This window comes from Pantoea sp. YU22, from assembly GCF_003970755.1.
GTDB lineage: Bacteria > Pseudomonadota > Gammaproteobacteria > Enterobacterales > Enterobacteriaceae > Pantoea > Pantoea piersonii.
In genome coordinates, this window is sequence record NZ_RYDU01000001.1 from 363,517 (window position 1) to 388,617 (window position 25,101).

26 protein-coding genes are annotated in these 25,101 nt (G+C 59.6%); 21 read left to right on the forward strand and 5 right to left on the reverse strand.

Features of this window, described 5'->3' with window-relative positions; genetic code table 11:
* Nucleotides 1–96: 96 nt before the first annotated feature.
* The 4 genes from rimJ (at nucleotide 97) to murJ (ending at nucleotide 3,911) form a co-directional block, all read left to right on the forward strand.
* A complete protein-coding gene (gene rimJ / locus EKL29_RS01740) occupies nucleotides 97–687 on the forward strand; it encodes a ribosomal protein S5-alanine N-acetyltransferase (protein WP_120451997.1) in 591 nt (196 codons plus the stop codon).
* A gap of 13 nt (nucleotides 688–700) precedes the next feature.
* The gene (locus tag EKL29_RS01745; RefSeq protein ID WP_126688699.1) at nucleotides 701–1,330 is read left to right on the forward strand and encodes a YceH family protein; all 630 of its coding nucleotides are present in this window, start codon (nucleotides 701–703) and stop codon (nucleotides 1,328–1,330) included.
* A gap of 1 nt (nucleotide 1,331) precedes the next feature.
* Nucleotides 1,332–2,252: a Gfo/Idh/MocA family protein gene (locus EKL29_RS01750; protein ID WP_126688700.1), complete on the forward strand. Its 921-nt coding sequence runs from the start codon at nucleotides 1,332–1,334 to the stop codon at nucleotides 2,250–2,252.
* Nucleotides 2,253–2,372: 120 nt separating this feature from the next.
* The gene (murJ, locus tag EKL29_RS01755) at nucleotides 2,373–3,911 is read left to right on the forward strand and encodes a murein biosynthesis integral membrane protein MurJ (RefSeq protein WP_120452003.1); all 1,539 of its coding nucleotides are present in this window, start codon (nucleotides 2,373–2,375) and stop codon (nucleotides 3,909–3,911) included.
* A gap of 189 nt (nucleotides 3,912–4,100) precedes the next feature.
* Here the strand turns inward: murJ and EKL29_RS01760 are convergent, their stop codons facing one another.
* From EKL29_RS01760 to flgA, 3 genes are all read right to left on the reverse strand, one after another.
* A complete protein-coding gene (locus EKL29_RS01760; RefSeq protein WP_120452005.1) occupies nucleotides 4,101–4,532 on the reverse strand; it encodes a flagella synthesis protein FlgN in 432 nt (143 codons plus the stop codon).
* 5 nt (nucleotides 4,533–4,537) lie between these two features.
* Nucleotides 4,538–4,846 carry a flagellar biosynthesis anti-sigma factor FlgM gene (gene flgM, locus EKL29_RS01765; protein ID WP_120452007.1) on the reverse strand — a complete coding sequence of 103 codons (309 nt, stop codon included), beginning with the start codon at nucleotides 4,844–4,846 and terminating at the stop codon, nucleotides 4,538–4,540.
* 104 nt (nucleotides 4,847–4,950) lie between these two features.
* On the reverse strand, nucleotides 4,951–5,610 hold the full coding sequence (gene flgA, locus EKL29_RS01770; RefSeq protein WP_126688701.1) for a flagellar basal body P-ring formation chaperone FlgA: 660 nt from the start codon (nucleotides 5,608–5,610) through the stop codon (nucleotides 4,951–4,953).
* A 154-nt stretch (nucleotides 5,611–5,764) separates the two neighbouring features.
* Between flgA and flgB the strand changes: the two genes are divergently transcribed.
* The 11 genes from flgB (at nucleotide 5,765) to flgL (ending at nucleotide 15,665) form a co-directional block, all read left to right on the forward strand.
* Nucleotides 5,765–6,178: a flagellar basal body rod protein FlgB gene (flgB, locus tag EKL29_RS01775; protein WP_120452011.1), complete on the forward strand. Its 414-nt coding sequence runs from the start codon at nucleotides 5,765–5,767 to the stop codon at nucleotides 6,176–6,178.
* Nucleotides 6,179–6,180: 2 nt separating this feature from the next.
* Nucleotides 6,181–6,585, forward strand: a complete 405-nt coding sequence (gene flgC, locus EKL29_RS01780) for a flagellar basal body rod protein FlgC (protein WP_033789486.1) — start codon at nucleotides 6,181–6,183, stop codon at nucleotides 6,583–6,585.
* 12 nt (nucleotides 6,586–6,597) lie between these two features.
* Nucleotides 6,598–7,269, forward strand: coding sequence for a flagellar hook assembly protein FlgD (flgD, locus tag EKL29_RS01785; protein ID WP_120452013.1), 672 nt, complete (start codon nucleotides 6,598–6,600; stop codon nucleotides 7,267–7,269).
* Between the two features lie 26 nt (nucleotides 7,270–7,295).
* Nucleotides 7,296–8,513 carry a flagellar hook protein FlgE gene (flgE, locus tag EKL29_RS01790; RefSeq protein ID WP_120452015.1) on the forward strand — a complete coding sequence of 406 codons (1,218 nt, stop codon included), beginning with the start codon at nucleotides 7,296–7,298 and terminating at the stop codon, nucleotides 8,511–8,513.
* Nucleotides 8,514–8,533: 20 nt separating this feature from the next.
* Nucleotides 8,534–9,292, forward strand: a complete 759-nt coding sequence (locus tag EKL29_RS01795; protein ID WP_120452017.1) for a flagellar basal body rod protein FlgF — start codon at nucleotides 8,534–8,536, stop codon at nucleotides 9,290–9,292.
* 15 nt (nucleotides 9,293–9,307) lie between these two features.
* The gene (flgG, locus tag EKL29_RS01800; protein WP_120452019.1) at nucleotides 9,308–10,090 is read left to right on the forward strand and encodes a flagellar basal-body rod protein FlgG; all 783 of its coding nucleotides are present in this window, start codon (nucleotides 9,308–9,310) and stop codon (nucleotides 10,088–10,090) included.
* 63 nt (nucleotides 10,091–10,153) lie between these two features.
* Nucleotides 10,154–10,864 (forward strand): flagellar basal body L-ring protein FlgH, encoded by a 711-nt coding sequence (locus tag EKL29_RS01805; RefSeq protein WP_126688702.1) that lies wholly within the window; start codon nucleotides 10,154–10,156, stop codon nucleotides 10,862–10,864.
* A gap of 19 nt (nucleotides 10,865–10,883) precedes the next feature.
* A complete protein-coding gene (locus tag EKL29_RS01810; RefSeq protein WP_269949175.1) occupies nucleotides 10,884–11,984 on the forward strand; it encodes a flagellar basal body P-ring protein FlgI in 1,101 nt (366 codons plus the stop codon).
* A gap of 2 nt (nucleotides 11,985–11,986) precedes the next feature.
* Complete coding sequence (gene flgJ / locus EKL29_RS01815) at nucleotides 11,987–12,925, forward strand: flagellar assembly peptidoglycan hydrolase FlgJ (protein ID WP_120452025.1); 939 nt, start codon at nucleotides 11,987–11,989, stop codon at nucleotides 12,923–12,925.
* 122 nt (nucleotides 12,926–13,047) lie between these two features.
* The gene (flgK, locus tag EKL29_RS01820; RefSeq protein ID WP_120452027.1) at nucleotides 13,048–14,688 is read left to right on the forward strand and encodes a flagellar hook-associated protein FlgK; all 1,641 of its coding nucleotides are present in this window, start codon (nucleotides 13,048–13,050) and stop codon (nucleotides 14,686–14,688) included.
* Between the two features lie 11 nt (nucleotides 14,689–14,699).
* Nucleotides 14,700–15,665 (forward strand): flagellar hook-associated protein FlgL, encoded by a 966-nt coding sequence (gene flgL / locus EKL29_RS01825; protein WP_120452029.1) that lies wholly within the window; start codon nucleotides 14,700–14,702, stop codon nucleotides 15,663–15,665.
* Nucleotides 15,666–15,886: 221 nt separating this feature from the next.
* Here flgL and rne read toward each other — a convergent pair whose 3' ends face one another.
* Complete coding sequence (gene rne / locus EKL29_RS01830) at nucleotides 15,887–19,153, reverse strand: ribonuclease E (RefSeq protein ID WP_126688703.1); 3,267 nt, start codon at nucleotides 19,151–19,153, stop codon at nucleotides 15,887–15,889.
* 570 nt (nucleotides 19,154–19,723) lie between these two features.
* On the opposite strand from rne, the gene rluC reads away from it, so the two are divergent.
* On the forward strand, nucleotides 19,724–20,680 hold the full coding sequence (gene rluC, locus EKL29_RS01835; RefSeq protein WP_126688704.1) for a 23S rRNA pseudouridine(955/2504/2580) synthase RluC: 957 nt from the start codon (nucleotides 19,724–19,726) through the stop codon (nucleotides 20,678–20,680).
* A gap of 13 nt (nucleotides 20,681–20,693) precedes the next feature.
* On the opposite strand, the gene EKL29_RS01840 is transcribed toward rluC, so the two are convergent.
* Entirely contained in the window at nucleotides 20,694–21,278 is a 585-nt protein-coding gene (locus EKL29_RS01840; RefSeq protein WP_120452035.1) for a nucleoside triphosphate pyrophosphatase, read from the reverse strand.
* Between the two features lie 140 nt (nucleotides 21,279–21,418).
* Here EKL29_RS01840 and yceD point away from each other — a divergent pair, with 140 nt between their 5' ends.
* Genes yceD through fabD form a run of 5 tightly spaced genes read left to right on the forward strand, consistent with a single transcriptional unit; the run spans nucleotide 21,419 to nucleotide 25,094 of the window.
* Nucleotides 21,419–21,940, forward strand: a complete 522-nt coding sequence (yceD, locus tag EKL29_RS01845; RefSeq protein WP_120452037.1) for a 23S rRNA accumulation protein YceD — start codon at nucleotides 21,419–21,421, stop codon at nucleotides 21,938–21,940.
* A gap of 14 nt (nucleotides 21,941–21,954) precedes the next feature.
* A complete protein-coding gene (rpmF, locus tag EKL29_RS01850; RefSeq protein WP_007885783.1) occupies nucleotides 21,955–22,125 on the forward strand; it encodes a 50S ribosomal protein L32 in 171 nt (56 codons plus the stop codon).
* Nucleotides 22,126–22,150: 25 nt separating this feature from the next.
* Nucleotides 22,151–23,191: a phosphate acyltransferase PlsX gene (gene plsX, locus EKL29_RS01855; RefSeq protein WP_120452039.1), complete on the forward strand. Its 1,041-nt coding sequence runs from the start codon at nucleotides 22,151–22,153 to the stop codon at nucleotides 23,189–23,191.
* Nucleotides 23,192–24,145: a beta-ketoacyl-ACP synthase III gene (locus EKL29_RS01860; RefSeq protein WP_120452041.1), complete on the forward strand. Its 954-nt coding sequence runs from the start codon at nucleotides 23,192–23,194 to the stop codon at nucleotides 24,143–24,145.
* 16 nt (nucleotides 24,146–24,161) lie between these two features.
* Complete coding sequence (fabD, locus tag EKL29_RS01865) at nucleotides 24,162–25,094, forward strand: ACP S-malonyltransferase (RefSeq protein WP_126688705.1); 933 nt, start codon at nucleotides 24,162–24,164, stop codon at nucleotides 25,092–25,094.
* Nucleotides 25,095–25,101 lie beyond the last annotated feature (7 nt).

Sequence of the window (25,101 nt, forward strand, 5' to 3'; positions counted from 1 at the left end):
CTGTTAACGAATATTTTACCGCAGCAGGGGTGACGGTTATAGTGAAAGCAATGTGTTGGCACCGCTTTCTTTAAGCCTCAGATTTCAGGAGTCATGATGTTTGGCTATCGTTCTGCCGCGCCCAGGGTGCGATTAACCACCGACCGGCTGGTGGTTCGTCTGGTTCATGAGCGCGACGCCTGGCGGCTGGCGGATTACTACGCCGAAAACCGCGCCTTTTTAAAACCCTGGGAGCCGGTGCGCGACGAGAGCCACTGTTATCCTTCAGGCTGGCAGGCGCGGCTGGGCCTGATCGCCGACATGCATAAAAGCGGTTCCGCTTACTATTTCATTCTGATGGATCCTGAGGAAAGCGAAGTGCGCGGCGTCGCGAACTTCAGCAACGTGCTGCGCGGCTCGTTCCACGCCTGCTATCTCGGCTATTCGCTGGGGGAGAAATGGCAGGGGCAGGGACTAATGTTTGAGGCGCTACAGGTCGCCATTCGCTATATGCAACGTCAGCAGAATATTCATCGCATCATGGCGAACTATATGCCGCATAATCAGCGCAGCGGCGCGCTGCTGGCGCGCCTGGGCTTTGAGAAAGAAGGGTATGCGAAAGATTATCTGCTCATCGACGGTCGCTGGCAGGATCATGTGTTGACCGCGCTGACGCGTCAGGACTGGACGCCGGATCGGCGTGGCTAATAAGGAGATAAGAATGAAAATGGCACTTTCACCGCTGGCGTTGCGGATTCTTGGCTGCCTGCTGGAGAAGCAGGTCACTACGCCGGAACAGTATCCGCTGTCGCTGAATGCGGTAGTGACCGCCTGCAATCAGAAATCGAACCGCGAGCCGGTGATGAATCTCACGGAAAGCGAGGTGCAGGATGAACTGGACCGGATGGCGAAAAAACATCTGGTGACCGCTAACAGCGGCTTCGGTCAGCGCGTGGCGAAATATGAGCAGCGCTTCTGCAACTCCACCTTCGGCAACCTGCAGCTTAGCAGCGCCGAGATAGCGATCCTGACGCTGCTGTTCCTGCGCGGCGCGCAAACGCCGGGCGAGCTGCGCACGCGCAGCGGCAGGCTGCACGAATTCGCCGAGGTCGCGGAGGTTGAAAGCACGCTGGCCGGGTTAGCCGAACGAGAAATGGTGGCGCGGCTGCCGCGCGAGCCGGGCAGACGCGAGAGCCGCTATCTGCATCTGTTTGGCGATGAGAAAGCTCCCGCCGAAGCGGAAACGCCGCTGGAAGATAACAGCGATCTCAGCGCGCGCGTCGCGGTACTGGAGCAGTCGCTTTCTGCCTTACAGGCGCTGGTGCAGGCGCTGCTGCATAAAGGAGGGTGAGATGAGAGTGCGAATTGGCGTCGTCGGGCTGGGCGCGATTGCGCAGAAAGCCTGGCTGCCGGTACTGGCGCAGGCGGAGAGCTGGACGCTGGCTGGCGCGTTCTCGCCTGACCAGCAGAAGGCGCGGACGCTGTGCGACAACTACCGCATGGCCTGTTTCTCCTCGCTGAATACGCTGGCGGACGCCTGCGATGCGGTCTTTGTCCACAGCAGCACCGCTACCCACTATGAGATCGTCAACGCGCTGCTGCTGGCGGGAAAAGACGTGCTGGTGGATAAGCCGCTGGCTGACAATTATAGTCAGGCCGAGGCGCTGGTGGCGCTGGCGGAAAAGCGCGGCCGCAAACTGATGGTGGGCTTCAATCGCCGCTTTGCGCCGCGCTATCAGCAGCTACGGGTGGCGATGCCGCAGGCTGCCAGCCTGCGTCTGGAGAAGCACCGCAGCGACAGCGTGGGGCCGCAGGATCTGCGCTTTACGCTGCTCGATGACTACCTGCACGTGGTGGATACCGCGCTGTGGCTGGCGGGCGGTCGCGCCAGACAGCTTCATGGCCATATCAGCACCAACGAGCGCGGCGAGATGCTCTATGCCGAGCACCATTTCAACGCCGGAGGCGTGCAACTCACTACCAGCATGCATCGCCGCGCAGGCAGCCAGCGCGAGCGTGCGAGCCTGGTGGGCGATGGACGATCTATTGACGTGCTGGAGATGCGCGACTGGCAGGAAGAGCGCGGCGACGGCGTGCGCATCGACCCGCCGCCCGCCTGGCAAAGTCACCTGGCCCAGCGCGGCTTTAGCGGCGCGGCGCACCATTTTATTCAGTGCGTGCAGAATCAGACGATGCCTGAAACAAGCGGCGAACAGGCGCTGCTGGCGCAGCGCGTCGTAGAAAAAATGTGGCGCGAGGCGGAAAAGGAATAACGCCTTGTAACACTCCGTGCTGGTCATTTCCCGCCATGGCAGTAGACTATCGCCGGGCGCCGCTGGGCGCCCGCGCTAAGTAGCTCATTTTGCCGACTCTTTTCAGGACGCGCGCCAATTATGAATCTGTTGAAATCGCTGGCAGCGGTCAGTTCCATGACCCTGTTTTCCCGCGTATTGGGTTTTGCCCGTGACGCCATTGTGGCGCGGGTGTTCGGCGCCGGGATGGCCACGGACGCCTTCTTCGTCGCCTTTAAGTTGCCTAACCTGCTGCGGCGTATTTTTGCCGAAGGCGCTTTTTCCCAGGCTTTCGTGCCGATCCTCGCCGAGTATAAAAGCAAGCAGGGCGAAGAGGCGACGCGGCTCTTCATCGCCTACGTCTCCGGCCTGTTGACGCTGGCGCTGGCGCTGGTGACGGTCGCGGGGATGGTCGCCGCGCCCTGGGTGATTCTGGTTACTGCGCCCGGCTTTGCCGATACCGCCGATAAGTTCGCGCTCACCAGCGCGCTGCTGCGCGTGACCTTTCCCTATATTTTGCTGATTTCGCTCGCTTCGCTGGCGGGTGCCATCCTCAATACCTGGAACCGCTTCTCCGTTCCCGCCTTTGCGCCTACGCTGCTGAATATCAGCATGATCGGCTTTGCGCTTTTCGCCGCGCCGCACTTCCATCCACCGGTCATGGCGCTGGCGTGGGCGGTTGTGGCTGGCGGCGTGCTGCAGCTCTTCTATCAGCTGCCGCATTTGAAAAAAATCGGCATGCTGGTGCTGCCGCGCATTAATCTGAAGGATGCGGGTGTCTGGCGCGTAATGCGTCAGATGGGGCCGGCGATCCTTGGCGTCTCCGTCAGCCAGATCTCGCTTATCATCAATACCATTTTCGCCTCTTTCCTCGTCTCCGGCTCCGTCTCCTGGATGTATTACGCCGATCGTCTGATGGAGTTCCCCTCGGGCGTGCTGGGCGTGGCGCTCGGCACCATTCTGCTGCCGTCGCTGGCGAAGAGTTTTTCCAGCGGCAATCACGACGAGTATTCGCGGCTGATGGACTGGGGGCTGCGCCTCTGCTTCCTGCTGGCGCTGCCGAGCGCGGTGGCGCTGGGCATTCTCTCCGGGCCGCTGACCGTCGCGCTGTTCCAGTACGGCAAGTTCTCCGCCTTTGACGCCCTGATGACGCAGCGCGCGCTGATTGCCTATTCGGTAGGGCTGATGGGCCTGATCGTGGTGAAAGTGCTGGCGCCGGGGTTCTATTCGCGTCAGGACATCAAGACGCCGGTCAAGATCGCCATGATTACGCTGGTGATGACCCAGCTGATGAACCTGGCCTTTATCGGCCCGCTGAAGCATGCCGGACTGTCGCTCTCAATCGGCCTGGCGGCCTGTCTCAACGCCGGGTTGCTCTACTGGCAGCTGCGTAAACAGCAAATTTTTCAGCCGCAGCCGGGCTGGGCGAGCTTTCTGCTGCGCCTGCTGATTGCGGTGGTGGTAATGGCGGCGGCGCTGGTGGGCATTCTTTCGCTGATGCCGGCGTGGGAAGAGGGCGCGATGGTCTGGCGTTTGCTGCGTCTGGCGGCAGTCTGCGCGGTGGGCGGCGGTGCTTACTTCCTGACGCTGGGTCTGCTTGGCTTTCGACCGCGCGACTATGCGCGTCGGGCGCATACGTAAAACAGCAAAAATCCCGCTCAGAAGGCGGGATTTTTTTACAGGTGGCTCAAAAAGCTAACGTGCAAGTGACAGAGACGCAGCACAAAGCGTCCCGCCACCTTCCGGTCGCGGGACGCGCAAGCATAACTGTGATGAGCGGCTTGACGGTCGGGTACTGTTACGCCCGCACGTTCACCGCAATCCACTCTTTTATACTTTCCGGCTCAGCGTCGTCTGACCTTTACCCAGCCCGTCCGGGCCGTAAAACGCCTGCGTCTGATGCGGCTTGAGAACAGCCAGCGCCTCTTCGGTAAAACGGATCTGCTGATTAAGCAGCAGACCGCTATGGGTATTGGCGTTATTTAAGCGACGCGTCATCTGGCCAATGCTCTGCCAGCGGCGCGTCATATCACTGTGACCAGCATAAGGCGCCTGGGTGCCGAGCTGACGCTCGGTGCTGCGACGCATCTCGTCGAGATAGCTCAGCGTCGCCAGCAGCGCGCCTTTATCTTCGGTAATGCGCTGCAGCAGATTACTGTTAATCCTGCCCGCGGAGAGTTGAAGCTGCTCCTCTTCGATAACGTTCGAAAGGGAGGAGAGCACCTCCTGCATCTTATCCAGTGTGGTCAACAGGTTGTTCATGGGGATTATTTACCCTCTAAATACGCCTTAGTGTCGGCAATCAGCGCATCGGCGATCTTGCCGGTATCCATTTTCAGTTCGCCATTGCGAATGGCGGTTTTCAGCTGTTCGACGCGCGCCACGTTAATATCATTGCTGCCCGACTGGGTCAGCTGCGACTGCGCGTTGCTCAGGCTAACCTGAGCGGCGGCGGGCGCGGTTGTCGTTGCGGTCGTGCTCGATGCCTGGCGCGTTTTACCGGCTGCGGACTCGTTGTTTTCACGGGTCTGCACGGTGGCGACGGGCTTCAGAGGTTGCGTTCTGTCGATGCTCATATTCGGGCTCCTGTACGGTCAGGGGGAAACTGCCACCTGAATCAGAATAGCGTAATCGCTTAGTTGATTTCTCTATCGGCAGAACAGTAGCGTTCTTTAGTGCCTTATAGCGATATCAGAATATTCCCATCCGCATCGACTTTTCCGCTCACCACCTGGCCATTATCCATGCGCACGCGCACCGACTGCGCCAGTATGGCATTGTTTAACGCTTTGCCTTCGCCGCTGGCGTTAAAGCCCTCTCCGCTGGCGATAACCATCACGCTCTGACCCGCCTTCACGCGCCATGGCTGACGCATCATCGACAGCGTCACCGGCTGGCCCGGCTGAATATCGCGCAGCACGACGGCGTCTGCCACTGAACTGACCTCCAGCAACGCGCGCGCCGGCAGGGTGTCGAGACGGCCGCTCTGCAGGCGGAAATCGTCGGCGCTCACCGTAGAGCCGCGCGCCAGCAGACGCGTCGCCACCAGATATTGGCCGGTGACCTGCACCTGCACCTGAAGAAAACGCCGCGTATCGCCGCAGGTAGCGGCCACGCTCATTGGTCCCCACAGGCGAGTGTTGCCGGGCAACGTAAACTGGGGCGCGTCGCAGGTCGGCCATTGCGCCTGCGGCGTCTTAATTTCAACCATCATGCCTGCCGCATGCTGCACGTCGCGAGCCTGGAAAAAGTGCGTCAGCTGAGCGGGCAGATCGGCGGCGCTGGCGGGCAGGGCGATGAGCGCCAGCAGGCCGGCCAACAGGTGAGTAATGTTACGCATCAAAAGACTCCTTGCTGCTGATGGCGACGAGTGTACTCGCGTCGCGACAAAATCAAGGCGAAAAATAGCTGTGGTTTTTGGCGTTATTCAGACGATAGCCCTTGCTTTTTCCCAATTAAGCTGTCCGCTCGAAATTCTCATTCGCGGAGGAAGCATGCTCGACAAACTTGATGCTGCGCTGCAATTCGGCACTGAAGCCCTCAACCTGCGTGCTCAACGCCAGGAGATCCTGGCGTCAAACATTGCCAACGCCGATACCCCTGGCTATCAGGCACGGGATATCGACTTTGCCAGCGAGCTCAGTCGGGTAATGAAAAACGGCCGCGCCGAAGGCAGCAGCATGGCGCTGAAGGTGACCTCGCCTCGCCATATCGAAGCGCAGGTCAACTCGGCGGCATCGGCAAATCTGCTTTATCGCATTCCCGATCAGCCTGCGGCCGACGGCAATACCGTCGATATGGATCGCGAACGTACCCAGTTCGCGGACAACAGTCTGAAGTATCAGACCGATCTCACCCTCATCAGCAGCCAGATCAAGAGCATGATGAGCGTGTTACAGGGGCAATAAACATGGCACTGCTGAATATTTTTGACATTGCCGGGTCAGCGATGACCGCGCAATCCCAGCGTCTCAACGTTAGCGCCAGTAACCTGGCGAACGCCGACAGCGTCACCGGCCCGGACGGCAAGCCTTACGTGGCGAAGCAGGTGGTGTTTCAGACCGATGCGGCGCCTGGCGCGGCGACCGGCGGCGTAAAAGTGGCGCAGGTGCTGGACGATCCCTCTCCGGCGAAGCTGGTGTATGACCCAGGCAACCCGCTGGCGGACGACAAGGGCTACGTGAAGATGCCGAACGTGGACGTGGTGGCGGAATCCGTCAACACCATGTCGGCGTCGCGCAGCTATCAGGCCAACGTCGAGGTTCTGAACACCGTGAAGTCAATGATGATGAAAACCCTGACGATGGGTTCCTGAGGAAGATAAAACATGGGCATTGCAGTAGGCGTCAATGAGAAACTGGACCCCACGGTCCTCAGCTCGTCCAGCACCGGCACCAGCAACAGCGCACAGGATCTGCAGAACCAGTTTCTGACCATGCTGGTGACGCAGTTGCAGAATCAGGATCCCACCAATCCGATGGACAACAGCCAGCTCACCACGCAGCTGGCGCAGATCAACACCCTGAGCGGCATTGAAAAACTCAATACCACGCTCGGCTCGATCTCCGGTCAGATCAGTACCAGTCAGTCGCTGCAGAGCTCGACGCTGATCGGCCACGGCGTGATGGTTGACGGCTCGCAGGTGCTGGTCGGCAAGGGCACCACAACGCCGTTTGGCGTTGAGCTGACTACCGCCTCTACCGCCACGACCGCCAGCATTAAAGATTCCAGCGGCAACGTGGTGCGCACCATCGATCTGGGCGCGCTCTCATCCGGCGTGCATACCTTCTCGTGGGACGGCACCCTGGCGGACAGCTCTACCGCGCCGGACGGCAAATATACGGTTTCAATCGCCGCCAGCAATGGCAGCACGCAACTGGTGGCCCAGCCGCTCAGCTACGCCTATGTCAACGGCGTATCGACGGCAGACAGCACTACCAAACTGGATCTCGGCACCATGGGCTCCGCAACCCTTGATGAAGTACGTCAGATTCTCTGATTAACCTGTAAGCAGGAGAAATAAACATGTCATTTTCCCAAGCGGTGAGCGGCCTGGGCGCTGCCTCCAGCAACCTGGACGTTATCGGCAACAACATCGCCAACTCCGCGACGGCGGGCTTTAAGTCCAGCACCATCGCCTTCGCCGATATGTTCGCCGGTTCTAACGTCGGTCTCGGTACCAAAGTGGCGGCGGTGATCCAGAACTTTAACGACGGTTCTACCACCACCACCAGCCGCGGCCTGGACGTCGCGCTGAGCGGCAACGGCTTCTTCCGCGTGGCTGACGCCAGCGGCGCGGTCTACTACTCGCGCAACGGCCAGTTTACGCTGGATGCGAACCGTAACCTGGTGAACACCCAGGGCCAGTTTGTGACCGGCTATCCGGTAAGCGGCACGCCGCCGACGGTACAGACCGGCGCCAACCCGGTCGCGCTGAGCATTCCAACCACCCAGATGACGGCGCGCGCGACCACTACCGCGACTCAGGTGGCGAACCTGAACTCTACCAGCACCGTTCCGACGGTGACGCCTTTCAGCGCCAGCAATGTCGACAGCTATAACGCGAAAAGCACCATGACGGTCTATGACTCGCAGGGTAACGATCACACCCTCGACATGTACTACGTCAAAACTGCCGACAACAACTGGACGGTGCACGCGATCGACTCCACTACCGGCACCAGCGCGGGCGATTTCACCGCGGCGTTCGACAGCAGCGGTAAAATGACCGGCCTTAACGGCGGTACGGGTTCAACCGTAAACCTGACCATTAACGGCGCAAACGGCGCGGCGGCAAATCAGACCATTGCGCTGAGCATGCTGGGCAGCCTGCAGCAGAACACCGGCACCACCACCTTCGGCAACCCGACTCAGGATGGCTACGCGCCGGGCGACCTCACCAGCTACGCCATTAACGACGACGGCACCATTACCGGTAGCTACTCGAACCAGAAAACGCAGCTGCTGGGACAGATCGTACTGGCCAGTTTCTCTAACCCGGAAGGGCTGCAGTCGCAGGGCGACAACGTCTGGTCCGCCACCAGCTCCTCCGGCCAGGCAGCGGTCGGTGTGGCAGGCACCGGCACCTTCGGTTCGCTGACCTCCGGCGCGCTGGAAGCGTCGAACGTCGATATGAGTAAAGAACTGGTAAACATGATCGTGGCGCAGCGCAACTATCAGGCGAACGCCCAGACCATCAAAACTCAGGACCAGATTCTTAACACCCTGGTTAACTTGCGTTAATTCACTAACGGGATTGCTTTATGGATCACGCGATATATACCGCGATGGGCGCGGCCAGCCAGACGCTGGATCAGCAGGCCGTAACGGCCAGCAACCTCGCCAATGCCTCAACGCCAGGCTTTCGCGCGCAGCTCAACGCGCTACGCGCGGTGCCGGTCAGCGGCTGGTCGCTGCCGACGCGCACCCTGGTGGCTGCCTCGACGCCCGGCGCCGATATGAGCCAGGGCGCGATGGACAATACCGGACGCACGCTGGATGTGGCGATGGGGCAGGATGGCTGGCTGGCGGTACGCACCGCCGACGGCAGCGAAGCCTATACCCGCAACGGCAATATGCAAATCAGCTCGACCGGCATTCTGACCGTGCAGGGCAATCCCGTTATGGGCGATGGCGGCCCAATCGCGATACCGCAGGGCGCTGAACTGACTATCGCCGCGGATGGCACCATCACCTCGCGTAATGCGGGCGATGCGCCTAACGCGACGGTGCAGATCGGCCGCCTGAAACTGGTGAAGGCCACTGGCAAAGAGCTGCAGCGCGGTGACGACGGCATGTTCCGTCCCACCCAGGCGACGCAGGCGACGCGCGGCGCGGCGCTGGCCAGTGACGCCACGGTGCAGGTGATGCCGGGCGTGCTGGAAGGCAGCAACGTCAAGCCGGTCGAAACCATGGTCGATATGATCGCCAACGCCCGACGTTTTGAGATGCAGATGAAAGTCATCACCAACGTCGACGAAAACGAACAAAAAGCCAACCAGCTGCTTAACATGAGCAGCTAAGGCAGAGGAAAAAAGATGATTCGTTCTTTATGGATCGCCAAAACCGGTCTTGACGCCCAGCAAACCAATATGGACGTCATCTCCAACAACCTGGCAAACGTCAGCACGAACGGTTTTAAACGTTCGCGCGCGGTTTTTGAAGATTTGATGTACCAGACTCTGCGCCAGCCGGGCACCCAGTCTTCCGAACAGACCACGCTGCCGTCGGGCCTGCAGATCGGTACCGGCGTGCGTCCGGTCACTACCGAACGTCTGCATACCCAGGGCAACCTGTCGCAGACCAGCAACTCCAAAGACGTGGCGATCAATGGCCAGGGCTACTTTGAAGTACAGCTGCCGGACGGTACCTCCGCCTATACCCGCGACGGTTCGTTCCAGGTGGATCAAAATGGTCAGCTGGTAAACAACGCCGGCTATCCGGTACAGCCAGGCATTACGATCCCGGCTAACGCCACCAGCATCACTATCTCGCGCGACGGCGTAGTGAGCGTGACGCAGCAGGGCCAGACTAACCCGGCTCAGGTAGGGCAGCTGACGCTCAGCACCTTTATTAACGACGCCGGTCTCGACAGCATGGGTGAAAACCTTTACCAGGAAACCCAGGCGTCAGGCGCGCCAACCCAGAGCACGCCGGGTCAGAACGGCGCGGGTCTGCTCTATCAGGGTTATGTGGAAACCTCTAACGTCAACGTGGCGGAAGAGCTGGTCACCATGATCCAGACGCAGCGCGCTTACGAAATCAACAGCAAGGCGATCAGCACCTCCGATCAAATGCTGCAGAAATTAACACAAATTTAATTCCGGTTATCAGGGCCAGCGCAGGCTGGCCTGAAGTCAACACATCTATAAGGTCGTGACTCCGTGGCGAAGCAACTGAATATTAAGCCTGGACATTGGTTGGTGGCGGTCGTGCTGCTGACCCTTAACGGTTGTGCGTTAGTGCCGCGCACGCCGCTGGTGGCAGGCGCAACGACGGCACAGCCTCTGCCTTCCGCGCCGCCGGTGGTCAACGGCTCTATTTTCCAGGGCGTCGCGCCGCTCAACTACGGCTATCAGCCACTGTTTGAGGATCGTCGTCCGCGCAATATCGGCGATACGCTCACCATTACGCTGCAGGAGAACGTCAGCGCCAGCAAGAGCTCCTCAGCCAACGCGACCCGCGACGGCAGCGCCAGCTTCGGCCTCGATGCCATTCCGACCGGCCTGAATGGTCTGGTTGGCTCCGACGGCGCCAAAGCCAACCTGGGCGCCAACGGCAAAAACGATTTCGCAGGTAAAGGCGGCGCAACCGCCAACAACACCTTTACCGGCACCATTACCGTCACCGTGAATCAGGTACTGTCAAACGGCAACCTGCACGTCGTCGGCGAGAAACAGATCGAGATCAACCAGGGCACCGAATTTATTCGCTTCTCCGGCGTGGTGAACCCTCGCACGATCAGCGCCAGCAACTCGGTATTGTCAACGGCGGTGGCCGATGCCCGTATCGAATATGTCGGCAATGGTTATATCAACGAAGCGCAGACGATGGGCTGGTTCCAACGTTTCTTCCTGAACATCTCGCCGATGTAATGAGGTCATGATGAAAAGTATGAAAAGTTTACTGCTGGGCCTGAGTCTGGCATTCGGCCTCAGCCTGAGCGCCCACGCGGATCGCATTCGCGATCTGACCAGCGTACAGGGCGTGCGCGATAACCAGCTGATCGGCTACGGCCTGGTCGTGGGCCTCGATGGCACCGGCGACCAGACCACCCAGACGCCGTTCACCACGCAGACCGTCAGCAACATGCTCTCCCAGCTCGGGATTACCGTGCCGCAGGGCACCAACATGCAGCTGAAAAACGTCGCGGCGGTTATGGTGACGGCACAATTGCCCGCCTTCGCCCGTCAGGGACAAACCATCGACGTAGTGGTCTCGTCGCTGGGTAACGCCAAAAGTCTGCGCGGCGGCACGCTGGTGATGACGCCGATGAAAGGCGTCGATAACCAGGTTTACGCGCTGGCCCAAGGCAATATTCTGGTCGGCGGCGCAGGCGCGTCGGCGGGCGGCAGCAGCGTGCAGGTTAACCAGCTTAACGGCGGCCGCATCACCGGCGGCGCAACCGTCGAGCGCGAACTGCAAAGCAACTTCGGCAGCCAGAACACCCTTAACCTGCAGCTGAACAATGAAGATTTCTCGATGGCGCAGCGTATCGCCGATGCCATCAACGCACGCGGCGGCTATGGTATGGCGACGGCGCTCGACGCCCGTACCGTACAGGTGCGCGTATCGCCCAACAACAGCTCTCAGGTTCGCATGCTGGCGGAGATCCAGAACATTGACGTCTCTATCCCGGTTGAAGACGCCAAAGTTATCATCAACTCGCGCACTGGCTCGGTGGTGATGAATCGTGAAGTGACGCTGAACACCTGTGCGGTGGCGCAGGGCAACCTGTCGGTCACGGTCAACCAGTCACAAAACGTCAGCCAGCCGAATACGCCATTTGGCGGCGGTCAGACGGTGGTGACACCGCAAACGCAGATCGATATGCGTCAGAGCGGCGGCGCGCTGCAGCACGTCAGCGCCAGCGCCAACCTGAACAACGTGGTGCGCGCGCTCAATGCGTTAGGTGCCTCGCCAATCGAACTGATGTCCATTCTGCAATCGATGCAGAGCGCGGGCTGTCTGCGCGCCAAACTGGAAATTATCTGACGATGGATACGCAATCGCTGATGAACGCGGCTTTTGACAGCCGCTCGCTGAACGACCTGAAGCGCGAAGCCAGCACCGACCCGAAAGGCAAGGCGCTACAGGTCGCGAAGCAGGTCGAGGGAATGTTTGTGCAGATGATGATGAAGAGCATGCGCGAAGCGCTGCCGCAGGACGGTATCTTCAGCAACGAATCGACCAAAATGTTTACCTCAATGTACGATCAGCAGATTGCGCAGGAGATCGGCAAACGCGGACTGGGTATGGCCGATCTTATCGTCAAGCAGATGCAGCCGGCGCAGGAGCCCGACGAGCGCGCCGGCACGGTGCCGATGCCGCTCGACGAGAGCTTTATCTACAGCGCGGCGGCCTCAAGCCAGCTGGAACAAATGGTGCGCAAGGCAGTGCCACGCCTGCCGGTTTCCCCCGCAAACCTGCCGGCCGACAGCAGCGAGTTTATCGCCCAGCTGGCGCAGCCCGCGCAGGCCGCCAGCGCCCAAAGCGGTATTCCGCACCACCTGATCCTGGCGCAGGCAGCGCTGGAGTCGGGCTGGGGCCAGCGCCAGATCCTGACCCGCGACGGCAAGCCGAGCTATAACGTGTTCGGCATCAAGGCGAGCGGCGACTGGAAGGGCGAGACCACCGATATCATGACCACCGAGTATGATCAGGGCGAGGCGAAGAAGGTGCGCGCCAGCTTCCGCGTCTATCACTCCTATTTCGAGGCGCTGACCGACTACGTGAAACTGCTTTCGAACAACCCGCGCTACGCCGCCGTCACCACCGCGCAGAGCGCCGAACAGGGCGCGCAGGCGCTGCAGGCCGCCGGTTACGCTACCGATCCGAAATATGCCCAGAAACTGGTGGGAATGATCCAGCAATTCAAAAATATGGGCGACAAAGTCGTGAAGGCGTACAGCAAAGATTTAACCGATCTCTTCTGAAGCTTAAGCCTCAAGTTTCACTTAAGCGCGCCGATAATACCAGCAGATGCCAGACGCGTTTTTTGCGCACGGGCGAGCACTGATGACTGCCAGCCCGCTTAACGGGAAAGAAAGGAACCGAGATGTCCAGCATAATAAACTCTGCGATGAGTGGGCTGAGCGCCGCACAGGCGGCGCTGAGCACAACCAGCAATAACATCACTAACTACACGGTCGCGGGCTACTCGCGCCAGACGATTCAGTTGGCGCAGGCGAACAGCACGCTGCAGGGCAACAGCTATTACGGCAACGGCGTCAACGTCAGCGGCGTGCAGCGCGAGTATGACGAGTTCATTACGGCGCAGCTGCGCGGTTCCAGCGCCACCTACAGCGCAGCTAATACCCAGTATTCGCAGATCTCCAACATCGACGATCTGCTCTCGACCTCGACCACCAGCCTCTCTACGTCGATTCAGGGCTTCTTTACTAACCTGCAGAACGTGGTGAGCAACGCGAACGACCCCTCTGCGCGCCAGTCGATGCTGAGCAATGCTCAGGGTCTGGTAAACCAGTTCCAGACTACCGCGCAGTATCTGACCAATATGCAGGGCAGCGTCAACACCGATGTCGCCTCAAACGTTGATCAGATCAATACCTACACCAGCCAGATCGCCGACCTTAACAAGCAGATCGGCAAGCTCAGCACCGCAAGCGGCGCGCAGCCGAATGATCTGATGGATCAGCGCGATCAGCTGGTGAACAACCTGAATAACATCGTCGGGGTGAGCGTCTCTAAGCAGGACGGCAACTATATTGTCTCCATGGGTAGCCTGACGCTGGTCAACGGCAACAAAGCCACCAGCCTGGTGGCGATGCCTTCCAGCAGCGATCCGACGCGTACCGCCGTCGGCTATGTCGATAACAGCGCAGGCAACGTCGAGATCGCCGATAAAAGCATTACCACCGGCTCGTTAGGCGGCCTGTTGACTTTCCGTTCGCAGGACCTCGACACCGCGCAAAACCAGCTCGGCCAGCTGGCGGCCGCTTTTACCACCAGCTTTAACGCGGTGCATAAGCAGGGCTATGACAGCAACGGCGATCAGGGCACTGACTTTTTCACCATCGGCAGCCCGACCGTACAGAGCAACAGCAAAAACAGCTCGTCCACAACCGTGACGGCAGCCTGGACCGATACCAGCGCGCTGAAAGCCTCCAACTACACCGTGAGCTATGACGGCAGCAGCTGGAACGTCACGCGCGCCTCCGACAACGTGAAGATCACTGCGACGGCGGGCACGGACGCGTCCGGCAACGCCACGCTGAGCTTCGACGGTCTGCAGCTGACCGTGAACGGCACGCCGAGCGCGCAGGACAGCTTCCTGGTGAAGCCGGTGCAGAACGTGATTGGCGATATGTCTGTCGCCATTACCAGTGAATCGCAGATTGCCGCAGCAGGCGCGACCGGCGGCGAAAGCGACAACCGCAACGCCCAGAAGCTGCTGGCTCTGCAGGACGCGAAAGTCGTGAACGGCAACGCCACGCTGTCCCAGGCTTACGCCAGCATCGTCAGCACCGTTGGCAACAAAACCAGCACGCTGGAAACCGCCAGCACTACTCAGAAAAACGTGGTGGATCAGCTGACCGATCGCCAGCAGTCGGTCTCCGGCGTCAACCTCGACGAAGAGTACGCCAACCTGACCAAATATCAGCAGTACTACATGGCGAACGCGCAGGTGCTGCAAACCGCCAGCTCGATTTTCGACGCGCTGCTTAACATCCGCTAAGGAAAAGAACCATGCGACTCAGTACAAACATGATTTTTAACCAGCAGGTGCGCGGTATCAGCGATTCGCAAGCCTCCTGGCTGAAAGTCGGCGAGCAGCTCTCCAGCGGCCGCCGCGTTAACAATCCATCAGACGATCCTATCGCTGCGTCACGCTCGGTGGTGCTGGCGCAGACCCAGGCGCAGAGCAGCCAGTACGCGCTGGCGCGCACCTTTGCGAACCAGGGGCTGTCGATGGAAGAGAACACGCTCAGCAGCGTGACCAGCACCATTCAGGATGCGCAGACGCTGATCGTTTACGGCTCTACCGGCACGCTGAGCGACGACGACCGCGGCTCAATCGCCACCCAGCTGGAGGGCCTGCGCTCTCAGCTGCTGAACCTGGCAAACAGCAAAGATGGTAACGGCCGCTATATCTTCGCCGGTTACAAAACAGACAGCGCGCCGTTTGCAGACAACGGCAGCGGCGCAGTGAGCTATACAGGCGGCACCGACGCGATTACGCAGAAGGTCGATACCAGCCGCACCATGACTGTGGGGCACACCGGCGACGATATCTTTATGTCGATCACCGGCAACGCGACCAAAGAGCCGGACGGCAGCGCCAGCGAAACCAATCTTTTTAACATGCTCGACAGCGCGATTGCCGCACTGAAGACGCCGCAGGCGGATGCTGACGCCGCTACGCAAAAGACCTTCCAGGATGCGATGGATAAAACCAACCGCGGCCTGGGCAACTCGCTGAATAACGTGCTGACCGTGCGTTCTGAAATCGGCACCCAGCTCTCTGAGCTGAGCACGCTGGATGGGCAGGGCGACGATCGCGACGTTATCCTGAACACCGAAATGAGCAACCTGGTCGATACGGACTACACCTCGGCTATCTCCAGCTACACCATGCAGCAAACGGCGCTTCAGGCCTCTTACAAGACCTTTACCGACATGTCCAAACTGTCGCTGTTCCAGCTTAACGCCTGACAATAAAAAGGAATTCGAGCATGCCTGAACCGGACATGCTCATTTTGCCCCACGACCCTGACCGGTATCGTGGGATTTTTTTTGCCTGTAACAGGGCGCTGCGACGAAAGAAGGGATGGGCAGGCTGATGCGCATGGTGCAAGCGGTTACCTCACCCGTGCTGGCCCAGAGACAGAAATAAAAAACCCCGGCAAGCCGGGGTTTTACTGTGTTGCGTCAGATTATTCCGCGCTTTCAGGTCGGGTCGCAGGCGCGGTGGCCTGATGCGTCGCGCTGTGACCGCCAGCGGAGCCTTTGCCCTCGAAGGCGAACGGCGAGCGTACCCAGTCGCTGTGGCGTACCGGCTCCGGCTGCCAGGCTGGTGCCGGCGCTTTGGTCATCGGCGCGGTGGCGTGATGGGTAAAGCGGACGGCAGCTTCCTGCGGCGCGGCATCGCGCGCCGGGACGGGCGCATGCGGTTCGCTGATCGGCTCAGGTTTGCTTTCCGCCGCAACCGGCGCGTTCAGCACTTCCTCAACCTGCGCTTCTGCTTCCGGCGTGACGTCATGCGCGGCTTCAGCGGCGATCTCGGTAGCGACAGCAGGCGTCTCTTCCTCGACCGGGGCGGCCGGAACAGCCTGTTCGGCAATCGCTTCCGCTTTCGCTTCGTCAGCGGCCGGGATAACGGCAGGCTCATGGTTCACCGGCGCGTCAATCGGCGTGGTGTTATCCGTATTAACCAGCGTTACCGGCGTTTCCGCCTGCGGTTCAGCCTGATGCACCTCGTCAGCAATCTGCGGCGCGATCTCTTCCGCGGCGACCGGCAGCGCAATGACGTCTGCGGTCTCTTGCTGGCTGTAATCCGGCGCTTCCTGCTGCGGCTGCTGAGCCTCAACCGGCTGTGCGACCGGATAACGTACCCAGACTTTGCCGGATGCCATCTCTGGCGAAGCAGCGGCAGCGGCAAGCGGCATGGCGGACTCGGTCGGATAACGCTCGTCACGGTAGCGACGACGACGCTGGCCGCTGACGCGCAGGTGGCGCGGCGAACGGCGCGAGCGGCGTGGCATATTGCCGTTGTCGCGGCTTTCCGCCTCATCCTGATCGTTCAGCACAGGTTCTTCGCTCTGCGGCAGGCTGCGCGCCACTTCTGGCTGCGGCTCAACAGCTTCAGCTACCGGCTGCGTGCTCTCGTCGATAATGCGCACTTTCTGCGCCAGCTGGCGCGGTTTGCGGCGCGGCATGACCTGAACGCGCTCTTCTTCCTGCGCTTCCGGCGTCTCGACCACTTCAGCAACAGCCTGCTCGACGACTTTGCTCGCTTCCTGCTGCGCGCGTTTCTCTTCCTGACGACGACGCTGACGCTCAGCGCGCTGTTCGCGACGCTGCTGTTGTTGCTCTTCACGCTGCTGGCGCGCTTCGTCGCTCAGAACAGGGCTGCGCTCTTCGCGTGCCTCATTCTGCGGCGCCTGGCGCTTATTGCGGCGGTTATCGGCGTTATCGCGCGGCTCGCGGCCTTCACGCGGCTCACGGCTTTCGCGTGGTTCACGGTTTTCACGCGGCTCGCGGCTTTCGCGCGGCTCGCGGTTTTCGCCGTTGCGCGGCGTACGCTCGCGACGGTTATTGTTGCGGCGGTTATTGCGACGATCGCCGCGCTCTTTGGCGCTGCTGTCGCTCTCTTCACTGCTGGCCTGCGGCGTCGGCGTCGCTTCTACGGCCGGGGCAGCCGGTGCGGCTTCATTGCTGCCGAACAGCTTTTTCAGCAGGCGGCTGAAGAAACCGGTGCCGGTAGTGCTGGTGCTTGCTGCGGCCGGTGTCGCGGCGGCGGCGGCAGGTTTGGCCGCAGGCTGCACATCGGCTTTCGGCTGTTCTGCCGGGGTCTCTGCAGGCACCGGCGGCGCGTCAGGCATTACAAAAGCGGCCAGCGCAGGCTGCTCAGGACGACGGCGCTCGGCATGTTCCTCTTCAGACGGCATCGCCATTTCGGCTTCATGCAGCTTCGGCAGGTGATAGCTGAGAGTCTGCGTTTCTTCGCCTTTACGTACGCGCAGCACGGAGTAGTGCGGCGTTTCCATCCGGTCGTCCGGCACGATAATGGCGCGGACGCCGCCCTGGCGCTTCTCAATCGCGTTCACCGCTTCACGTTTTTCGTTCAGCAGGTAAGAGGCGATCTGCACCGGAACAATGGCGTGCACCTCTTTGGTGTTGTCTTTCAGCGCTTCTTCTTCAATCAGGCGCAGAATAGAGAGCGACAGTGATTCATTGTCACGGATAGTGCCGGTGCCGCTACAGCGCGGGCAGACATGATGGCTCGACTCGCCCAGCGACGGGCTGAGGCGCTGACGCGACATCTCTAGCAGGCCAAAGCGTGAAATATGGCTGATCTGAATGCGCGCGCGATCCTGACGTACCGCTTCGCGCAGGCGATTTTCCACCGCGCGCTGATGGCGCACCGGCGTCATATCGATAAAGTCGATAACGATCAGGCCGCCCAGGTCGCGCAGACGCAGCTGGCGCGCGATCTCATCGGCGGCTTCCAGGTTGGTGTTGAACGCTGTCTCTTCGATATCGCCGCCGCGCGTGGCGCGGGCTGAGTTGATATCGATAGCGGTCAACGCTTCGGTGCTGTCGATAACGATAGAGCCGCCGGAAGGCAGGCGCACTTCGCGCTGGAAGGCGGACTCAATCTGCGATTCGATCTGATAATGGCTGAACAGCGGGATTTCGCCGGTGTAGAGCTTGATCTTGCTGCTGAAGTCGGGACGACCGAGGGCGGCGATATGCTGGCGCGCCAGCTCAAGCACCTTCGGGTTGTCGATCAGAATCTCGCCGATATCCTGGCGCAGATAGTCGCGGAAGGCGCGTACGATAACGTTGCTTTCCTGATGGATCAGGAAGGGAGCGGGGCGGTTTTCTGCGGCTTTCTTGATCGCTTCCCAGTGTTTCAGACGGAAGCTCAGATCCCACTGCAGCGCGTCGGCGGATTTACCTACGCCCGCGGTGCGCACAATCAGACCCATACCGTCCGGCAGCTCCAGCGAGGAGAGCGCCTCTTTCAGCTCGGTGCGATCGTCGCCTTCGATGCGGCGAGAGATGCCGCCCGCGCGGGGGTTGTTCGGCATCAGCACCAGATAGCTGCCCGCCAGAGAGATAAAGGTGGTCAGCGCCGCGCCTTTATTGCCGCGCTCCTCTTTATCAATCTGAACGATCACTTCCTGACCTTCGCGCAGCACGTCTTTAATATTCGGACGGCCTTGTGCGTTGTAGCTGGCAGGGAAGTATTCGCGGGAGATTTCTTTCAGGGGGAGAAAACCGTGGCGCTCGGCGCCGTAATCGACAAACGCAGCTTCAAGGCTGGGTTCAATGCGGGTAATTTTACCTTTGTAGATGTTGGCTTTTTTCTGTTCGTGTCCGGGGCTTTCGATATCCAGATCGTACAGACGTTGTCCATCAACCAGGGCAACGCGCAACTCCTCCTGCTGAGTTGCATTAATTAACATTCTTTTCATCGTTTCTGACTCGTTATTCTCACATGAGTGATAAAGCTGCGGGCATAGTTACCCTGGACGAGTTTTGACCGATGGCCCCGTGACTAAGTGCTTTACGTCAACCTCCCGGTTGTCGACTGCGCGAGGGGCGCAAATAACGTCGGTGGCCTGTTTTTCATAAGGGAAAACAGCGCCGTTGCGCTGAAATGCCGGAGAGAAACTGATAACTCCTGCATCTCAAAATTCCGTCCAGGCCGCAACCCGCAGCCCGCTAAGTGCCTGAATTAACATCACGTCTTACGCCATTGCTGCGTGTCCGTTTCATCCGGCAAAATGACTAATTAGCTCTTTTTCTGGCCTGAAGTGCATCAGACGAGAAACTTAAGCATTATTCCATTGCTAACCTTCATATAGCAAGGCGACTTTTATCGCCTGATGAAGATTAGTGATGCATAACACCTTAATATGTCGGACGAATGAGCAGGCTGCTGAAAAAGCCAGCGCACGCTGCGCTTTTTCGTGCGACAAGAGGAGAGTTAAGCACAGAAAAAGGGGTGGCGCTATCACAGGACACTATTTAGAATCGCCGCCATGAAAACTGAGAATCCTGGCGTACAGCTTGTCGCCATCACGGCTGAAAATGCCGGACAACGCATTGATAACTTTTTACGCACCCAGCTTAAGGGCGTGCCGAAAAGCATGATTTACCGCATTCTGCGTAAAGGCGAGGTGCGGGTGAATAAAAAGCGCATCAAGCCTGAATACAAGCTGGAAGCGGGCGACGAGGTGCGCATTCCGCCGGTGCGTGTCGCCGAGCGCGAAGAGCAGACCGTTTCGCCTAAGCTGGAGAAGGTGGCGGCGCTGGCGGAAGCGATCATCTTTGAAGATGACCATATCCTGGTGCTGAACAAGCCGTCCGGCACGGCGGTGCATGGCGGCAGCGGGCTGAGCTTTGGCGTGATCGAAGGGCTGCGCGCGTTGCGTCCGGAGGCGCGTTTCCTTGAGCTGGTGCATCGCCTCGATCGCGATACCTCCGGCGTGCTGCTGGTCGCCAAAAAGCGGTCGGCGCTGCGCTCGCTGCATGAGCAGCTGCGCGAAAAGGGGATGCAAAAAGATTACCTGGCGCTGGTGCGCGGCAGCTGGCCCTCACACCTGAAAGTGGTGCAGGCGCCGCTGCTGAAGAATATTCTGCAGAGCGGCGAACGCGTAGTGCGCGTCAGCAGCGAAGGCAAGCCGTCGGAAACGCGCTTTAAAGTCGAAGAGCGCTTCGCCTTCGCCACGCTGGTCAAGGCAAGCCCGGTTACCGGACGTACTCACCAGATCCGCGTCCATACGCTGCATGCCGGTCATCCTATCGCCTTCGACGACCGCTACGGCGAGCGTGAATTCGACAGTCAGCTGGCCGCTACCGGGCTGCGTCGTTTGTTCCTGCATGCCGCCGCGCTGACGTTTACTCATCCCAACAGCGGTGAGACGCTGCGTTTAGAAGCGCCGCTTGATGAAGAGCTTAAACGCTGCCTGAAGGCGCTGCGTCAGCAGAAAAGCTAACGCAGGGCCGGCGTCACCCCAGCGGGTTGATGCCGACCGTCCGCAACATGCTGTTAAGCGCGATGAGCGGCAGGCCGACCAGCGTGTTCGGGTCGCGCCCCTCCAGCCGTTCAAACAGGCAAATCCCCATCCCTTCGCTTTTAAAACTCCCTGCACACTGTAAAGGCTGCTCTTTTTCTATATAGGTGCGGATCTCCTCATCACTGAGAGGGCGGAAGTGCACCACAAAAGGTTCGCAGCACTGCAATAGCCGCTGGCTGCGGGGATGGTAGAGCGCCAGTCCGGTGTAAAAGGTGATGGCGTTGCCGCTCGCCTGACGTAGCTGCGCAAAGGCGCGCGCGGGGGTATGCGGCTTGCCGGTAATCGCGCCGTTGAGCACGCATACCTGATCCGAGCCGATAATCCAGCTATCGGGATAGTCGGCGGCCAGCGCCTGCGCTTTGGCGACGGCGAGGCGCGTGACCAGCGTTTCCGCATCTTCACCGGCGTGCGGCGTTTCATCCACCTCTGGCGCAGCGGTAATAAAAGGCAGGCCGAGCTTGCCTAATAATGCCTGGCGGAAAGGCGAGGTTGAGGCTAAAAGAATTGAGACAGGCATTTTTTCACAATAGTAATGGCGAATTGGTGACACTCATTTTAAACTGTGCGCCGCACTGGATGCGAATAACTGGTGAAAGATGCTGTTACACGGCCTTTTTCTTTGACTCTATGACGTTACAAAGTTAATATGCGCGCCCTATGCAAAAGGTAAAATTACCCCTGACGCTGGATCCGGTCCGCGCCGCTCAAAAACGCCTCGATTATCAGGGCGTTTACACCCCTGAACAGGTGGAGCGCGTAGCCGACTCAGTTGTTAGTGTGGACAGTGATGTGGAATGTGCCATGTCGTTTGCGGTTGACAGCCAGCGCCTCGCCGTACTGCAAGGTACAGCGGATGTGCAGGTTACATTGCGCTGTCAGCGCTGCAACCAGCCGTTTCCTCACTCTGTCCACGTAAGCTATTGCTTCAGTCCTGTCTCAAATGATGAGCAGGCCGAGGCACTGCCGGAAGCCTACGAGCCGATCGACGTCGATGATTTTGGCGAAGTCGATCTGCTGGCGGTGATCGAGGATGAAATCATTCTCGCGCTGCCGGTCGTTCCGGTGCATGATTCTGAACACTGTGAAGTGTCCGAGGCGGACATGGTCTTTGGCAAATTGCCTGCAGAGGCGGAAAAACCAAACCCATTTGCCGTATTAGCCAGTTTAAAGCGTAAGTAATAGGAGTAAGGTCCATGGCCGTACAACAGAATAAACCCACCCGTTCTAAGCGTGGTATGCGTCGTTCGCACGATGCGCTGACCACCGCTGCCCTGTCTGTAGATAAAGTTTCTGGCGAAACGCATCTGCGTCACCACATCACTGCGGATGGCTACTACCGCGGTCGCAAGGTTATCACCAAGTAAGACTTGCGCTTAGCAAGGTGATACTTTGACACGTTTGACCCTGGCTATTGATGCCATGGGCGGGGATTTCGGTCCCTGCGTGACAGTGCCTGCAGCATTGCAGGCACTGGCCTCTCATTCGCATCTCAATCTTCTTCTGGTCGGCATTCCCGACGACATCACTCCATTGCTTGCCAAAGCGGATTCCTCCTTACTGGGGCGTTTGCAGGTTGTGCCTGCGGAGTCAGTTATTGCAAGCGATGCGCGGCCCTCACAGGCGATCCGCAACAGCCGCGGCAGCTCAATGCGCATTGCGCTGGAGCTGGTGAAAGAGGGACGAGCGCAGGCCTGTGTCAGCGCCGGCAATACCGGCGCCCTGATGGGGCTGGCGAAATTAATGATAAAACCGCTGGACGGCATTGAACGCCCGGCGTTAATGACCGTGCTGCCGCATCAGCAGCGCGGTAAAACGGTGGTGCTGGATTTAGGCGCTAACGTTGAGTCGGACAGCGAAATGCTGGTGCAGTTTGCCGTAATGGGCGCGGTGATGGCGGAAGAAGTATTAGCGATCCCCAATCCTCGCGTCGCGCTGCTCAATATTGGTCAGGAAGAGACCAAAGGGCTGGAGAGTATCCGCGGCGCCGCCAGTATGTTAAAAGCATCCGAACACATTAACTATATTGGTTACCTGGAAGGCAACGACCTGCTTACCGGCAAGACAGATGTGCTGGTGTGTGACGGATTCGTCGGCAACGTCACGCTGAAAACCATGGAAGGCGTGGTAAGAATGTTCCTTTCCCTGCTGAAATCTTCAGGGGAGGGGAAAAAACGGTCATGGTGGCTGAAGCTGCTGGGGCGCTGGATTCAGAAACGTCTGGCGCAGCGCTTCGGGCATCTCAACCCCGACCAGTATAATGGCGCTTGTCTGTTAGGATTGCGCGGAACAGTGATCAAAAGCCATGGCGCAGCGAATCAACGCGCCTTCGCCGTGGCGATAGAGCAGGCAGAGCAGGCGGTGCGACGGCAGGTTCCCGAACGAATCGCCGCGCGCCTTGATGCTGTATTAGCCAGGAGTGACAAAGCCTAGATGTTTACCAAAATTATCGGTACGGGCAGCTATTTGCCTAGCCAGGTGCGTTCGAATGCGGATCTGGAAAAAATGGTGGAGACGTCGGACGAGTGGATCGTAACCCGCACCGGCATCCGCGAGCGCCGCATTGCCGCGCCGGATGAAACCGTGGCCAGCATGGGCTTCGCCGCCGCGCAGCGCGCGCTGGAGATGGCGGGCGTAGAGGCCAGCGAGATCGGACTGATTATCGTCGCCACCACCTCATCCAGCCATGCGTTCCCCAGCTCGGCCTGCATGATCCAGCAGATGCTGGGCATCAACGACTGTGCCGCATTCGATCTGGCGGCAGCCTGCGCAGGCTTTACCTACGCTCTGAGCGTCGCGGACCAGTACATCAAAAACGGCGCGGTAAAACACGCGCTGGTGATTGGCTCCGACGTGCTGGCGCGCACCCTTGACCCGAACGATCGCGGCACCATTATTCTGTTCGGCGACGGCGCGGGCGCCGTGGTATTAGGCGCGAGCGAAGAGCAGGGCATCATCTCTACTCACCTGCACGCTGACGGCCGTTATGGCCAGCTGCTGACGCTCCCTTACCAGAATCGCGCCCATCAGGACGAACCCGCCTATCTCACCATGGCTGGCAATGAAGTCTTTAAAGTCGCGGTGACCGAACTGGCGCACATCGTTGACGAAACGCTGCAGGCCAACAATCTCGATCGCGAAATGCTCGACTGGCTGGTGCCGCATCAGGCTAACCTGCGCATCATCAGCGCGACGGCGAAAAAACTTGGCATGGGCATGGACAAAGTGGTGGTCACACTGGACCGTCACGGCAATACCTCGGCGGCCTCGGTGCCCAGCGCGCTGGATGAAGCCGTACGCGACGGCCGTATCAAACCCGGACAACTGATTCTGCTGGAAGCCTTTGGTGGCGGTTTCACCTGGGGTTCCGCACTGGTTCGCTTTTGATTCACAGGAACTGAAGATGACGCAATTTGCATTTGTTTTTCCCGGTCAGGGTTCACAGACCGTCGGCATGCTGTCAGAGCTGGCGGCAAGCTATCCGCAGGTGGAAGAGACCTTCCGCGAAGCGTCTGACGCGCTGGGATATGATTTGTGGCAGCTGGTCAGCAACGGACCGGCTGAAGAGCTGAATAAGACCTGGCAGACGCAGCCTGCGCTGCTGGCCGCTTCCGTCGCGATCTATCGCGTCTGGCAACAGCAGGGCGGCAAGCAGCCGTCGCTGATGGCGGGTCACAGCCTGGGCGAATACTCCGCATTGGTGTGCGCAGGCGTTATTGATTTCGCCGATGCGATCAAGCTGGTGGAGCTGCGCGGCAAACTGATGCAGGAAGCGGTACCGGAAGGCACCGGCGCGATGCAGGCGATTATCGGCCTGGATGACGCCTCGATTCGCAAAGCGTGCGAAGAGAGCGCGCAGGGCCAGGTCGTTTCGCCGGTTAACTTCAACTCGCCGGGTCAGGTGGTGATCGCCGGAAATAAAGAAGCGGTCGAGCGCGCGGGCGCAGCCTGTAAAGCCGCTGGCGCGAAGCGCGCGCTGCCGCTGCCGGTCAGCGTGCCGTCGCACTGCGCGCTGATGAAGCCCGCAGCGGACAAGCTGGCGGTCGCGCTGGAAAAGATGACTTTCAACGCACCGTCTGTTCCGGTGGTGAACAACGTTGACGTAAAATGCGAAAGCGATGCGGCGGCGATCCGTCACGCATTGGTGCGTCAGCTTTATAGCCCGGTTCGCTGGACCGAGAGCGTAGAATTTATGGCGTCACAGGGCATTACTCAACTGCTGGAAATGGGACCGGGCAAAGTGCTGACGGGTCTGACCAAACGCATTGTGGACAGCCTGACGGCGGCAGCGGTAAACGATCCGACGTCGCTTTCTGCGGCCCTTGAACAGGAATAAGAGGAAA

Bases quoted from the DNA above. Each gene is read 5' to 3' on its own strand.
- rimJ (WP_120451997.1), top strand. From the start codon at position 97: ATGTTTGGCTATCGTTCTGCCGCGCCCAGGGTGCGATTAACCACCGAC.
- EKL29_RS01745 (WP_126688699.1), top strand. From the start codon at position 701: ATGAAAATGGCACTTTCACCGCTGGCGTTGCGGATTCTTGGCTGCCTG.
- EKL29_RS01750 (WP_126688700.1), top strand. From the start codon at position 1,332: ATGAGAGTGCGAATTGGCGTCGTCGGGCTGGGCGCGATTGCGCAGAAA.
- murJ (WP_120452003.1), top strand. From the start codon at position 2,373: ATGAATCTGTTGAAATCGCTGGCAGCGGTCAGTTCCATGACCCTGTTT.
- EKL29_RS01760 (WP_120452005.1), bottom strand. From the start codon at position 4,532: ATGAACAACCTGTTGACCACACTGGATAAGATGCAGGAGGTGCTCTCC.
- flgM (WP_120452007.1), bottom strand. From the start codon at position 4,846: ATGAGCATCGACAGAACGCAACCTCTGAAGCCCGTCGCCACCGTGCAG.
- flgA (WP_126688701.1), bottom strand. From the start codon at position 5,610: ATGCGTAACATTACTCACCTGTTGGCCGGCCTGCTGGCGCTCATCGCC.
- flgB (WP_120452011.1), top strand. From the start codon at position 5,765: ATGCTCGACAAACTTGATGCTGCGCTGCAATTCGGCACTGAAGCCCTC.
- flgC (WP_033789486.1), top strand. From the start codon at position 6,181: ATGGCACTGCTGAATATTTTTGACATTGCCGGGTCAGCGATGACCGCG.
- flgD (WP_120452013.1), top strand. From the start codon at position 6,598: ATGGGCATTGCAGTAGGCGTCAATGAGAAACTGGACCCCACGGTCCTC.
- flgE (WP_120452015.1), top strand. From the start codon at position 7,296: ATGTCATTTTCCCAAGCGGTGAGCGGCCTGGGCGCTGCCTCCAGCAAC.
- EKL29_RS01795 (WP_120452017.1), top strand. From the start codon at position 8,534: ATGGATCACGCGATATATACCGCGATGGGCGCGGCCAGCCAGACGCTG.
- flgG (WP_120452019.1), top strand. From the start codon at position 9,308: ATGATTCGTTCTTTATGGATCGCCAAAACCGGTCTTGACGCCCAGCAA.
- EKL29_RS01810 (WP_269949175.1), top strand. From the start codon at position 10,884: ATGAAAAGTTTACTGCTGGGCCTGAGTCTGGCATTCGGCCTCAGCCTG.
- flgJ (WP_120452025.1), top strand. From the start codon at position 11,987: ATGGATACGCAATCGCTGATGAACGCGGCTTTTGACAGCCGCTCGCTG.
- flgK (WP_120452027.1), top strand. From the start codon at position 13,048: ATGTCCAGCATAATAAACTCTGCGATGAGTGGGCTGAGCGCCGCACAG.
- flgL (WP_120452029.1), top strand. From the start codon at position 14,700: ATGCGACTCAGTACAAACATGATTTTTAACCAGCAGGTGCGCGGTATC.
- rne (WP_126688703.1), bottom strand. From the start codon at position 19,153: ATGAAAAGAATGTTAATTAATGCAACTCAGCAGGAGGAGTTGCGCGTT.
- rluC (WP_126688704.1), top strand. From the start codon at position 19,724: ATGAAAACTGAGAATCCTGGCGTACAGCTTGTCGCCATCACGGCTGAA.
- EKL29_RS01840 (WP_120452035.1), bottom strand. From the start codon at position 21,278: ATGCCTGTCTCAATTCTTTTAGCCTCAACCTCGCCTTTCCGCCAGGCA.
- yceD (WP_120452037.1), top strand. From the start codon at position 21,419: ATGCAAAAGGTAAAATTACCCCTGACGCTGGATCCGGTCCGCGCCGCT.
- rpmF (WP_007885783.1), top strand. From the start codon at position 21,955: ATGGCCGTACAACAGAATAAACCCACCCGTTCTAAGCGTGGTATGCGT.
- EKL29_RS01860 (WP_120452041.1), top strand. From the start codon at position 23,192: ATGTTTACCAAAATTATCGGTACGGGCAGCTATTTGCCTAGCCAGGTG.
- fabD (WP_126688705.1), top strand. From the start codon at position 24,162: ATGACGCAATTTGCATTTGTTTTTCCCGGTCAGGGTTCACAGACCGTC.